This is a genomic window from Butyrivibrio sp. AE3004 (assembly GCF_000703165.1).
In the GTDB taxonomy this organism is placed as follows: domain Bacteria; phylum Bacillota; class Clostridia; order Lachnospirales; family Lachnospiraceae; genus Butyrivibrio.
The window spans coordinates 136,413-148,856 of the sequence record NZ_JNLQ01000001.1 but is presented as its reverse complement, the minus strand read 5'-3'; the positions used below and the strand labels follow the sequence as shown (position 1 = coordinate 148,856).

Sequence of the window (12,444 nt, the reverse complement as noted above, 5' to 3'; positions counted from 1 at the left end):
TCAATAAATTATGGCAGACAGACTGACGGAAGAATTTGTTAATCTTGCAGAAATAGACGGAGTATCGTATCAGGAGCGGAAGGTTGCGGATTATCTCATACAAAGATGGTCAGAGATTGGTGTAATGCTTTCCGAAGACGGTACGGCTGTGAAGATAGGCGGTGACACCGGAAATCTGTATGGATACATAGAGGGGACGGGATCAAAGGCAAAAGAGCCACCGGTCCTCTTTTGTGCACATATGGATACAGTCTCTCCCGGACTTCGCAAAAAAGTAATAATAGGAACAGACGGTAAAATTACCGGTGATGGTACAACAGTACTTGGTGCAGATGATAGAGCCGCACTTGCGGTAATATATGAAGCTTTTTGTGAGATTTCAGAGAAACATTTGGGGCATCCACCTTTGGAATTGCTTTTTACACCTTGTGAGGAAGTGTATACAGTCGGAGCAGCAGCTTTTGATCATTCGAAACTAAAATCGAAAATGGCTTTTGTTCCGGATTGCAGCGGTACATACGGTGTCTATTCTTCGCAGGAGCCAACCCTTATATATTTTGAAATAAACGTTAAAGGCAAGGCGGCACATGCAGGTTTTGAGCCTGAGAACGGAATAAACAGTATAGCTGTGGCAGCTTCTGCAATAAGTAAGCTTAAACAGGGCTGGTATAACGAACATACGACCCTCAATATCGGAAGCATTAATGGTGGAACCGTAAGTAATGCTGTTCCCGCAGAGTGTGTTATCAAGGGCGAAATCAGAAGTGCTATCCATGAAGATGCTCTTGGTACCTGGGAAGAAATTAAAAATATTTTTGAGGAGGAGGCAGAACAAATAGGAGCGGATGTACTGTTCTCGGAAGATATACGGTTACGGGCGTACAATAAAGAGGACAGTGAAGATACATCCACAGCACTTGGCAAGTATAAGGCGGCACTTTTAAAGCGCGGAGTAGTTGCAACAGCAAAAAAATCCTTCGGTGGAAGCGATGTGAATGTACTTGTCAGGCATGGCATCGATGCCCTATGCATCTATAATCCGATGCATGATATACATACGACTTCAGAGTATACAACTGTTTCGGAGTTAATTGAAACGAAAGAACTCATAAAGCTTCTAATGACAGAATGAGCTTATGAAAATTTTATTAAATATTCGGTATTTTGTATAATTTCACCCCAAAATATGAGAAAATTGCCATGTAAGTGTAGTAATTGTTTCCAAGATACAAAAATGATATGGTCTTGGAAAAATGAATGACTTCTTGAACACAAAATTGTGTTCAGGAATCTATATCTTATGGAGGGTGATAGATATGAAAAACAAAGTAGAAAAAAACGTAAACAGATTACTTGCCGTATGTTGTGCGTCTGTTCTGGCTCTGACTGCCGGAATGGGAGGCATTACTGCCAGGGCTGATGAGCCTGAGCCTTCACCGAATGCATGCTGGCTGCTTAAGACCGGAAAAACAGACACTATTAATTTCTATACGGATTATAAACTTGATAGTGAGTATGCAAACAGCGCAGATGCAGTATTTAGCCTGCACCACGCAGACACGGCTGACTTTAAAGGCTTGAGCTATGATAAGGACAAGGATACTCTTGTAATGGAAAATGTAAAGATAAGAGAGGAGCATACAGATTCCAAATACATTTATGCAAATATGCCAAGATTCTTTAATATCAAGGGTATCTATGGTAAGGGTGTATCAGAGATCAATTCGGCGATTACAGATATTGATTTTAATTGTTTCAACGGCTATACAAATAACCTGACTATATATCTGGATCCCGGAGCAAGTCTGAAGTTTACTTATCAATATTATCAGGATTCCGCGCTTAAGAGTATTGAAGATAAACTGGTGCTTGGAGAGGGTGTAAAGAAAGAGGTAAAGAAGTATTCAAAAACAGAATCTGAGGACTGGACATATTATTATGAGGAATATACATTCAGAAGAAATTTAGATATAGCCCCTCTAAAGGCTTCGGCTAAACTGAGTTCTAACAGTATGGAATATACAGGTGCCGAGCTTAAACCTACCGTTACAATAGAAGGGCTTAAGGAAGGTACTGATTTTACAGTTGCATATGCCAATAATGTACAGATTGGTACCGGTAAGATAACCGTTACCGGAATGGGAAAATATGAAGGTTCCTTTGATCTTACATTTGAGATAACACCTAAGACTCTTGAACCCACAGATGAGAATGCAGCCAATTACAAGACTGCAGCTACAGATACTCCAGATGGTGTGGAAGCTACCTTTACAGGTGACAATTCTAAAAAGGATAAGAGTGTTACTATTCCCGATACAATTAAACTTAAGAATGGTTCTGAAGCTAAGGTAACGAAAGTTGATAATAATGCATGTAAGGGAAACAAGAATCTTACAAGCGTTAAAATAGGCAGCAATGTCAACGAAATCGGAGAAAATGCATTTAGCGGATGCCCGAAATTGAAATCCGTAACACTGCCTGCATCTGTTACAACTATAAGAAGTAATGCATTTAAGGGCGACAAGAACCTTAAGACAATTAAAATTTATGCCAAAAACCTTAAATCTATTGGCAAGAATGCATTTAAGGGAATAAACTCCAAGGCAACCTTTAAACTAGTCGGTACTAAGAAAGAGAAGGCTGCAGCTGCGAAGCTTATTAAGAAGAGCGGAACAGGTTACAAGAAAACAATGAAGATTAAAAAATAAGACTTTAGAATAATAGGTTATTCGTTCATATTTCAGTAGATACCCTCGTGTAGGCACGAGGGTATCTGATATTTTTGAGGGGGAGATTTATGAAAGACAGAAAAACTGACTACATCTAAATGGAATACCTTAGGGTTATAAGTGCTTTTGCAGTCCTGATGAAGAAAATACCGATTGTTAAAACCATTGTAAGCTAAAAAAACAGCCATAAAAACTTTCGTGAAATAACGATTGTTTTTATGGCTGTTTATTATGAAGTCTTTTTTTATAATCTGTTAATCCAGGCAAAAATCAGGTCTGACACCATGCCTACATCTTCCTTAAGGCTCTCGTCGATTCCCATACCCTCGAAATCATTACCGCTAAAGAATTGCTCGATCAGCTCATCTCGACGTTTGTCAGAGACATTTACACCCCTGCCTTCTTTTACGGAAAAAGCGGCGCGCATTGTCTGCTCCATTGTATATTCTCCACCGCTCCAGCCTTTGAAATACTCATCGTTAGCGATAGACAATCCATGGTGACCTGCAGGGAATACATAATGTGCGAAGGGAACCTTCTTTTCGCGCAGTGCCATTGCAAATAAGTAGCTGTTTTCAACGGGAACAAGGTCATCAGTTTGCGTCTGCCAGAGGAAGCAGGGCGGAGTGTTCTCGGTGACCTGTTTCTCAAGTGAGAAGTATGTAAGTTCGTTCTCTGAAGGATTCTCACCAAGGAGAGCCTTTACTGAATCCTTGTGTGTAAACTTGCCTGTAGTGATAACAGGATAGGAGAGTATCACGCCGTCCGGCTTATTGGACACATCACAAAATTCCGGATTTGTATCAGCAACATCGTTGTAGTGAACTGCGAGACTTCCACACACATGAGCACCTGCTGAAAAGCCGCAGATTACAAGCTTTTTTCCATCGATGCAGAACTTTTCTGCATTCTTTCTGATATAACGAACTGCACGGGAGATGTCGTTTAATGGCTGCTTCTTAAGAGGCACTGACATAGTAATGTCAGTCGTGTAGGAAAGGACAAACACATTCATTCCGCGATTATAGAACTCCATTGCAGGCAGTTCACCTTCATGAGATACGACCATACAGTAGCCGCCTCCGGGGACTACAAGCATGCAGTCACGCTTTTTGTCATCATCATGAAGATATGCAAAAATGTTCGGTGTAAAACCATAGGAAGCAGCATAGTCATACTCACCTTCATTCCAAATGTTCTCACGGAATTTTTTTATCGTAGGCTTAGGCATATCCTTAAGAAGAAAGTCTTCATCAGCATAATTCGGTACCCATTCATCAATCTCTGATTCGGAAACAGCTTCCTTAAGAACCGCATAATACGCTTCCTTGGCTGCACATTTTTCATGGAAAAGAAGAGGATAACTTGTCTCTCTTCTAAAGCCGGAAAGCCAGCTGTCCTCATCAAGAAGATTCCAGAAAGTGACACTGGTAATGTTTGCCTTACCGGATTTTTTTGCATCAAGATAAATCCTGAAAAATTCAGCATACCTCTGGGCCAGTGCTTTCTGGGATTCCGCTCCGGGATCATTGTTATGCATGTCGAGCTCAGTGATGTTGATCTTAAGCCCCAGTGTGCCGTACATCTCAAGCGCAGTGCGGTAATCGTTAAGGTCAGGGTGGTCCATCAGAAGATGAGACTGCATGCCCATTCCGTCCACCAACTTCTTATCAATGAGAGGTGTGAGGACATTTTTTATAATAAAGTCTCGCTTCCACACCTCGGCTGTTTCATAGTCATTGTAAAAAAGATCAACGCCCGGAGCCGCATATTTTCTGGCATATTCGAATGCTTTTATGAAGAAATCATTTCCGACAGTTTTTGTCCATATTGACTTTCTGAAATCGCCCTCATCAACTATCTCGTTGACAACATCCCACGCATAGATAATTCCGGGATAGTTCGTCTGAACAAAATCCAGGACGCCATGAATGTAACTTTCAAGTCTTGCAAGGATAGTCTCTCTGTCTGCAAGCGGAAAGTTTTCATTATATTTTTCGCAGAAAAACCACTTGGGGGTCTGATTGTGCCACACCAGAGTGTGTCCGCGCATAGCAATCCCCTGCGTTTTGGCAAATTCAAGATAGGGAATTGCATGCTTAAATGTGAGAGCCGGTGAAAGATTGTATTTTTCGGGATTGGACTTGTTCTCATCCTTGTCCAGATAGAACATCGGCTTCATGTCATTTTCACATGTAAAACTGTTGAACTGCGCAGTAAGAAGCTTCATATGAGCCTGTGTGTGCAGATTCCATCGTGATATTGCTGCTCCAATCTTAAAATATGGTTGAAAGGCGGTTTTTAATTTCATGTTATCTCCTAATATTTTCATGACCGCTGAATGTCATAAGTATCATCAAAATTGTTACAGCCTATTATCTAATATTTCAGAGAATGATAATACCGAATTATTGCCGATATATTTGCGGTAGTTGCTGAATATGGTCAGATACTAACCATTGAAAAAGGATTCTATAATATTGCTTAAGCGATGAGAAATTCCATTTTTATATATAATTAGGGTAACTTTATCACGGAAAATGGTACAATAGTAGATATAATGCGTGTATCACAATTGATGAAAACTGCGTGATTACTTAGTCGGGAGGATACTGATGAAAAAACAAAAAAGCATACTTAGAGGCGGTATCCGTCAAAAAATATTCAGTATGATGCTGATTACCATCATTCTGATCATAACGGCATATACGATAGTATTTTTTTATCAGACAAGCAGGGTTGAGAAGCTTGTAAACGATACTTATGAAATGCAGCGTCAGGCATATAAGGAGATAGGTCTTCAGGCACAATATCAGGCAATTCAAAGCTATGCAATGGAAAGCTTTAAAACGCAGATGTTCCATGCTCGAAATGTTCTGCTGATACTGATAGTAATCATTGTCGTTGCAGGACTAATTTCTGCATATTCCATTTCAGGGAGAATCATAGATCCTCTAAACACCATAACAAGGCGGGTGGCATCTCTGGGGATCCGGCACAGCAAGTTTAAAATGGAGGATGTTTACAGGACAGGGGATGAAATCGAGGTTCTGGCAGAAGCTTTTGCCAAGCAGTCTGAAAGAACGCTGCTCTACATTGACAAAATAAAAAGAGTTACAGCAGAAAAAGAGAGAATAGGCGCCGAACTGGAGATGGCAAGCAAAATTCAGGCAAGCCAGTTACCAAGGCTCTTTCCGCCTTTTCCTGACAGAAAAGAATTCAGTTTGTATGCAAGCATGGATCCGGCTAAGGAAGTCGGAGGAGATTTTTATGACTTTTTCATGATCGACGATGATCACCTGGGACTTGTAATGGCTGATGTTTCAGGCAAGGGAGTCCCGGCAGCATTACTTATGATGGTTACGAGGGTTCTGATAAAATCACGACTTCAAAGCGGAAGTAGCCCGGAGGAGACTCTTGAAAGTGTTAATAATCAGCTCTGCGAGAGTAATGATGAAGACTTTTTCGTAACTATGTGGGTCGGCGTAATTCAGATTTCAACCGGAAAGGGAATTGCAGTTAACGCAGGTCATGAACATCCGGCACTACGCAGAGCAGACGGACAGTATGAGCTTATAATATATAAGCACGCAATGCCCGTTGGCACCATGGAGGGACTTAAATTCAGGCAGCATGAATTTGAGATGAATCCCGGGGACAGCCTGTTTGTATATACAGATGGTGTCCCGGAAGCAAACAACTCACAAGATGAGCTTTACGGAACTGAGCGAATGCTGAATGCACTAAATACAAATCCTGATGCACAGCCTGAGGAGGCACTATCAAATATCAGTAAAGATATAAATCGATTTGTGGCAGGGGCAGAGCAGTTTGACGACATAACCATGCTTCTCTTTACTTATCATGGAGAGAACGGAAAAAACAATCGAAATCTGGAGGCCTAAGTTTATGAAAAAGCATGGGATTAAGCTTTATCTTAAAACCATAGGGGATATTTTCATTCCGCTTCTTCCCGGCGTCATCTGTGCCGGACTTTGTGGCGGAGTTGCATCCATCATAGCCCAAGCAGTCCCGGGTTATGAGAAAAACGAAGCATGGCGGTTTATATATCAGATTCTTACACTGATCAACACTTCAGTGATGACGTATCTGACTGCCTGGGCAGGTTATCGTGCCACTGAGCAGTTCGGCGGCACACCTATTCTTGGTGGTATGCTTGGAATGATCACAGCAATGGATGGGATTAACGTAATCTCTTCTGTACTCGGATTATATAATAGTGAAGTTCCGTTGGATTCCATCCTGAGAAGTGGAAAAGGAGGCGTGCTGGCAGTGATCGCCGGAGCGGTTCTGATCGCAAATGTGGAGAAGGTTATACGTTCGGTTATGCCACGTGCTGTTGATGTGATATTTACGCCTATCCTTACAATGTTCGTATGTCTGGTTCCCTATATTGTTTTTATCATGCCACTTTTTGGATATGTTTCCGAAGGTATAATATGGCTGTTTGGAAGAGCGTGTCTTTCCGGTAATATTTTTGTCAGAGCTTTATCCGGTTATTTTGCAGCAGCTTTTTTCCTGCCGCTTGTTGCTATGGGTATGCATCACGGACTTGTGGCTCTATACAGCGTTCAACTGCAGGAGCTTGGCTATATCACACTCTATCCGGCTCTTGCCATGGCAGGTGCGGGCCAGGTCGGAGCAGCATTAGCCATTTGGAAAAAGGCAAGAAAAGCAGGAAACAAGGAATTCTGCTCAGTGATCGCAGGTGCATTACCGGCAGGACTTATGGGTGTTGGTGAACCTCTTATTTACGGAGTTACCCTGCCACTTGGAATTCCTTTTCTTACAGCCGGTTTAGGCGCAGGTTTCGGCGGAGCATTCATTATGCTTACGCAGGTAGCCTCAACAGGTTGGGGACCGTCAGGTCTTCTTGGAGCGTTTTTGATGACTGCAGGACAGGGCGGCCGTGCAAGGAGCGTGCTGTTTTATCTGATAGCCCTTGTCATCAGCTATGTTGGAGGCTATGTCATTACAAATCTGTTTTATGGAGATAAGGAACTGAATGTTGAAATATCGCCTTCAGAAGAACAGGTTGCTTTTTGGCGCTCGTCTACATTTGCCCGTCTATGCAAAAAAAAGCCCCAGCTCGTCAGGGCAGGGGATGCTTTGATGGAACTCGGAGGACATGGTATGGCCAATCTTGCGATAACAGCAGCAGCGGATGGAGAAACAGTTCCCATGAAAGAAATACCGGACATCATTTTTTCGTCAGGAGTCATTGGCAGATGCATCGGTATCATGCCGGAAAATGGGCATATTTATGCACCTTGCGACGGTGTTATCGCTGAAATTGCCGATACCAACCATGCGATGACTTTCAGGATCGAAGATGGTATGGAAATCATCCTGCTCATTGGGATTGACACATTTACTCTCAGCGGCGAGGGACTTTGTCCTCTGGTTAATGTAGGAGAAAAAGTAACTGCAGGACAGGCAGTACTTGAGGCAGATCTTGAGAAAATAAATAATGCCGGCCTTTCTCCGATTGTCATTACGGTAATGAGTAACCAGATGTAGTAGTTTGCTTAATTTTAATGCTTAAAGGCGGAACCCGCGCAAGGAACGGGTTCCGCCTTTAAAAAATTTAAAAATGCTACTTGAGCATGGATGGATAATTTCTTCTTACTATAGATATTGCTGCCAGTGCACCGATAGACTTAAGTGTTTTTTCTAGCATGTCTGTTCTTTCAATTTTTTTCCCGGATCTTTTCTGTGCGGCTTCTTTTTCATAACTGTTCAAAATCATTTTTTCATACCTGCTTTCTTTCATAATATAATTGATACTTATTTTGTGGTTTTGCTTACAAACAGAATCTTACTCTGAGAATTGTCACAGAATTATCACTGACTTCATCCAAACATTAATTCAGTTGATGGACATTTGTTGGACGTAACTAAATATGATATAAATAAAGAAAGATTTTTTCACCAAAATTAAAGGAAAAAGGAAGTACTGCAAGAGGTATTCCTGAGGTTGTTGGAAGAAGATATGATGAAAAAGACGAAGCATTAGACGAGGAATACCTTTCATCATGGTGGATGGATGAAGCTACTACTCAATTCAGCAATATCTACTGGGCTGAAATTAAAAGCGGAGAAACTCCGGTTATTCGATGCTATTTTGAACCTTTCCCAAGAGGGCAGTTAAGCCTTGGATTTAACCTAAATTACAATAACGGTAAATATGAAATTGGTGACATTGAAACAGATTATAAAGAAATCTGACAGATAATATAAGATTTATAATTTTGAGGGGATATTATCGTGGAAAATATTGTTCGTCCGGATGACAGCGCGTATTCTAAGCGTACAAACGCTATTGTAACGCTACTTTTTTTGGTGCTATCAATTATGGTTTTTTTACCAATTTTACTCGTATTTATTGTTTCCATCTCTACAATGGAGAGCATTACTAATACGGGTTACAGTTTTTTTCCTAAGGGTCTGTCACTGGATGCTTATCGATACCTTATGGGATCCGGCTTCTATCTGGCAAGAGCTTTTCTCAATTCAGTCTTTATTACTATAGCCGCAACTATAATGGGACTTTTTCTGATGTGTCCGATAGCATATGCCATATCAAGAAAAGACTTTCGCTATAGACGATTTTTTCTGATATTTCTCATGATTCCCATGTTGTTTTCAGGCGGAATGGTCGCAAACTACATGATAAACACGCAGGTTCTGCATCTGCGTAACACCTATTTTGCACTGATACTACCCGGGCTGTGTTCTACCTGGTACATACTTATCCTTAGGAATTATTTCCAATCTGCAATTCCGGATTCGCTGATTGAATCTGCAAGTCTTGATGGCTGTCGCCATCCACAGATTTTTCTATTAATTGTAGCGCCTGTGGCAAAGCCGGTAATAATGACCGTCGCTGTTCTTCAGATGTTTACATTCTGGAACAGCTGGTATCCCGCACTTTTGTACATAGACAGTAATCACACAGAGCTATATCCGCTTCAGTATGTTCTTGTAAATATGGAGAGGAGTATAGATGCCATAACAAAGGATGCTCAGTACATGTCCGGAATGCAGGCAAATGTCGCTCCGGCAGCTACGATACGTATGGCAATGGTTGTCATAGTTGTATTGCCTGTTATGATACTGTTTCCGTTTTTCCAGAAATTTCTGACTACCGGAATGACTGTCGGTGCTGTGAAAGGATAACTATGAAAAGAGCTCATTTGCGTATATTTTTATTTCTTTTTCTTATGATGATTCTGGCAGGCTGCGCTAAAAAGCAAGATTCGGGATCGGAAGGTATAGTCAATCTGCGCTGGGTTACTTACAGTGGTGGAAGTATTCCTCTGGATGCCAAAAAAGTAATCGCTGCAGCCAATAAAGTATCTGCGGAAAAAATCAGAGTAACTGTAGACCTCGAATTTCAGCCAAGTGATAAGATCAATCTGATGATGGCTTCAGGTGAGTACTATGATATGGTATTTACCAGCTCATGGGTGAATGACTTCGATAAAAATGCGTCAGCCGGTTGTTTTCTGGATATAACCGATCTGGTTGAAAAGGAAACACCCGAACTTTATAAGACCATCGGAAAATACTGGGAGTGTGCAAAGATAAACGATAGAATATACGGAATTCCGACGCTTAAGGACATGGGCGCTGAAGAAATGTTCAGAATGAATTCCGATTATTTTGAAGGGCAAAAGGGAATGATAATTCCCGAAAGGATGACCTTTGGCGAGCTGGAGCCATATCTTGAGGCTTATAAGAAGGATTTTCCAGATAAATATCCATTGGCCATGGACAAGTCAGGCTTCCCGGGGTACCTGAACTGTGTGGAAAGAATAGTAGACGGAATAATAGTAATTCCATACGACACAGAGGATGGAGATGTAAAAGCAGTACCTCTCTGGGAATGTGATGAACTCACAAATAAGTACAGAACTTTGCATAGGTGGTATACAAAAGGATATATACATCCGGATGCAGCAACAATCCAGTCAACATCGGCAGATAAATCAATACCCGTAAGAGGAGGTGTTGCCTGGAGAGGATATCAGGGATATTCAAATCCTGAACAATGGGGATTTAATGTAAAGACTTCGATTTATGAGGGCCCGTATCTGTCCAGGTCAAGTGAGCAGGGAGCCATGTTTTCCATATGCGCTGCATGTCCTGAAGAAAAAGCCGTAGCATGTCTTAAGTATATGGAGCTTCTTAACACTGACCAAAAGTTTAGGGATATCCTTGGCTATGGGATAGAAGGTACTCATTTTGAATACCTTGAAAATGGGACTGTATTAAGATTACAGGAAGGATCTGACAGATATAATTTAGGACTTTATCAGACGGGATCATCCGTAAATGCCTCTGTTGAGTCTGTAAGCCGGACATTTTTGGCAGACCCCGATCAATGGGCGCAGGTTTACAAAGGCTATGATGAGGAAGGTATTTACAGCAAAGCCAATGGTTTTGCCTATAATCCGGGGAGTAATGAGGATATCATAACCGCTATAAGAGCCATTTACAGTGATTACAGTACCGAGTTATGTACAGGAACAAGTGACCCCGATGTAGTTCTACCGCAGATGAAGAAGCGGATGGAAGCAGCCGGAATAAATGAGCTTCTTGATGATGTCAACAGGCAGCTTGATATCTGGGAATCAAAGAATCAGTGAGGTTGCGAATATGTCTAAAAAGGATAAAAGAATGGGAATGCCCCAAAAAAGAAAAAAGGATACGTTAGATCTGCTATTTATGTCTCTTCCCGCATTCATATGGTTCATTCTGTTTGCATATCTACCCTTGTTTGGAGTTGTATTTGCCTTCAAACATTTTACGCCTATAGCAGGACAGTCACTGTTTAAAAATCTGTTTATAAACAGTCGCTTTGTGGGACTTAAGAATTTTTCATTCCTTCTCAGGTCTTCGGATATGCCGCAGATTATTTTTAACACATTGTTTTACAATGTTATTTTCCTGATTGTCGGAATTGCTCTTCCTGTACTGCTGGCAATCTGCCTGTCAGAGATACACAGTAAAAGATTTTCCGGATTTGTTCAGATGACTACGGTTCTTCCCTATTTTATGTCATGGGTAGTCGTAAGCTACTGCGTTTACGGATTCCTTGCAACTGATGAGGGACAGCTGAATCATATCCTGAAATTGTTTGGAGTAACAGCGATTCAATGGTATCAGTCGCCTGTTTACTGGCGTTTCATCCTGATAATTACCGAGCTTTGGAAATCAACCGGTTACGCCATGATAATATATCTTTGCTCAATCACAGCTATAGACCGTTCGCTGTACGAAAGTGCATCGCTTGACGGAGCTCGCTTTTTTGACAGGGTAAGATACATAACCTTGCCGCTACTTAAGCCAACCATCGCAACAATCCTGATACTAAGGATGGGTAGCCTTCTGACATCGGATTTTGGATTGTTTTACCAGGTTCCCCTTGATTCAAACTCCCTTCAACCAGTAACTCAGACTCTGGATGTTTACGTTTACAAAGCGCTCATGAAACAGGCAAACTTTAGCTTTTCATCAGCGGCTGCATTTCTCCAGAGCGCTGTGGGATGCATACTTTTGCTAATAGCGAACACCATAATAAAAAAGATTGACAAAGACAGTAGTCTTGGTTGAAAAAAGTGTGGGAAATAGCATCCGGATACGGTTATAATATTCCCATGAAACAGATTTCTTTATAATCATGTGAGGG

At 41.4% G+C, this 12,444-nt stretch carries 10 protein-coding genes; 8 read left to right on the top strand and 2 right to left on the bottom strand.

The genetic code is table 11. The features are described 5' to 3' along the window. Nucleotides 1-10 precede the first annotated feature (10 nt). Nucleotides 11-1,132, top strand: coding sequence for a M20/M25/M40 family metallo-hydrolase (locus BV60_RS0100795; protein ID WP_029318930.1), 1,122 nt, complete (start codon nucleotides 11-13; stop codon nucleotides 1,130-1,132). Between the two features lie 184 nt (nucleotides 1,133-1,316). Then, nucleotides 1,317-2,708, top strand: coding sequence for a leucine-rich repeat domain-containing protein (locus BV60_RS0100790; protein WP_029318929.1), 1,392 nt, complete (start codon nucleotides 1,317-1,319; stop codon nucleotides 2,706-2,708). A gap of 265 nt (nucleotides 2,709-2,973) precedes the next feature. Here the strand turns inward: BV60_RS0100790 and BV60_RS22495 are convergent, their stop codons facing one another. Next, nucleotides 2,974-5,040, bottom strand: coding sequence for an endo-1,4-beta-xylanase (locus BV60_RS22495; protein WP_197029469.1), 2,067 nt, complete (start codon nucleotides 5,038-5,040; stop codon nucleotides 2,974-2,976). A gap of 304 nt (nucleotides 5,041-5,344) precedes the next feature. Here BV60_RS22495 and BV60_RS0100780 point away from each other — a divergent pair, with 304 nt between their 5' ends. Both BV60_RS0100780 and BV60_RS0100775 read left to right on the top strand, forming a co-directional pair. Then, entirely contained in the window at nucleotides 5,345-6,634 is a 1,290-nt protein-coding gene (locus BV60_RS0100780; protein ID WP_051656408.1) for a PP2C family protein-serine/threonine phosphatase, read from the top strand. A gap of 4 nt (nucleotides 6,635-6,638) precedes the next feature. Further along, nucleotides 6,639-8,270: a glucose PTS transporter subunit IIA gene (locus BV60_RS0100775; RefSeq protein ID WP_051656407.1), complete on the top strand. Its 1,632-nt coding sequence runs from the start codon at nucleotides 6,639-6,641 to the stop codon at nucleotides 8,268-8,270. Nucleotides 8,271-8,346: 76 nt separating this feature from the next. Here BV60_RS0100775 and BV60_RS22915 read toward each other — a convergent pair whose 3' ends face one another. Further along, on the bottom strand, nucleotides 8,347-8,523 hold the full coding sequence (locus BV60_RS22915; protein WP_197029468.1) for a hypothetical protein: 177 nt from the start codon (nucleotides 8,521-8,523) through the stop codon (nucleotides 8,347-8,349). A gap of 269 nt (nucleotides 8,524-8,792) precedes the next feature. On the opposite strand from BV60_RS22915, the gene BV60_RS0100765 reads away from it, so the two are divergent. From BV60_RS0100765 to BV60_RS0100750, 4 genes are read left to right on the top strand one after another with little or no spacing between them, the layout of a single operon-like run. Then, entirely contained in the window at nucleotides 8,793-8,978 is a 186-nt protein-coding gene (locus BV60_RS0100765; protein WP_029318925.1) for a hypothetical protein, read from the top strand. Between the two features lie 39 nt (nucleotides 8,979-9,017). After that, nucleotides 9,018-9,929 carry a carbohydrate ABC transporter permease gene (locus BV60_RS0100760; RefSeq protein ID WP_051656406.1) on the top strand — a complete coding sequence of 304 codons (912 nt, stop codon included), beginning with the start codon at nucleotides 9,018-9,020 and terminating at the stop codon, nucleotides 9,927-9,929. Nucleotides 9,930-9,973: 44 nt separating this feature from the next. Beyond that, nucleotides 9,974-11,401, top strand: coding sequence for an ABC transporter substrate-binding protein (locus BV60_RS0100755; RefSeq protein WP_197029467.1), 1,428 nt, complete (start codon nucleotides 9,974-9,976; stop codon nucleotides 11,399-11,401). 10 nt (nucleotides 11,402-11,411) lie between these two features. After that, entirely contained in the window at nucleotides 11,412-12,368 is a 957-nt protein-coding gene (locus BV60_RS0100750) for an ABC transporter permease (RefSeq protein WP_051656405.1), read from the top strand. The last annotated feature ends 76 nt before the right edge of the window (nucleotides 12,369-12,444 follow it).

Bases quoted from the DNA above. Each gene is read 5' to 3' on its own strand.
- BV60_RS0100795 (WP_029318930.1), top strand. From the start codon at position 11: ATGGCAGACAGACTGACGGAAGAATTTGTTAATCTTGCAGAAATAGAC.
- BV60_RS0100790 (WP_029318929.1), top strand. From the start codon at position 1,317: ATGAAAAACAAAGTAGAAAAAAACGTAAACAGATTACTTGCCGTATGT.
- BV60_RS22495 (WP_197029469.1), bottom strand. From the start codon at position 5,040: ATGAAATTAAAAACCGCCTTTCAACCATATTTTAAGATTGGAGCAGCA.
- BV60_RS0100780 (WP_051656408.1), top strand. From the start codon at position 5,345: ATGAAAAAACAAAAAAGCATACTTAGAGGCGGTATCCGTCAAAAAATA.
- BV60_RS0100775 (WP_051656407.1), top strand. From the start codon at position 6,639: ATGAAAAAGCATGGGATTAAGCTTTATCTTAAAACCATAGGGGATATT.
- BV60_RS22915 (WP_197029468.1), bottom strand. From the start codon at position 8,523: ATGAAAGAAAGCAGGTATGAAAAAATGATTTTGAACAGTTATGAAAAA.
- BV60_RS0100765 (WP_029318925.1), top strand. From the start codon at position 8,793: ATGGATGAAGCTACTACTCAATTCAGCAATATCTACTGGGCTGAAATT.
- BV60_RS0100755 (WP_197029467.1), top strand. From the start codon at position 9,974: ATGATGATTCTGGCAGGCTGCGCTAAAAAGCAAGATTCGGGATCGGAA.
- BV60_RS0100750 (WP_051656405.1), top strand. From the start codon at position 11,412: ATGTCTAAAAAGGATAAAAGAATGGGAATGCCCCAAAAAAGAAAAAAG.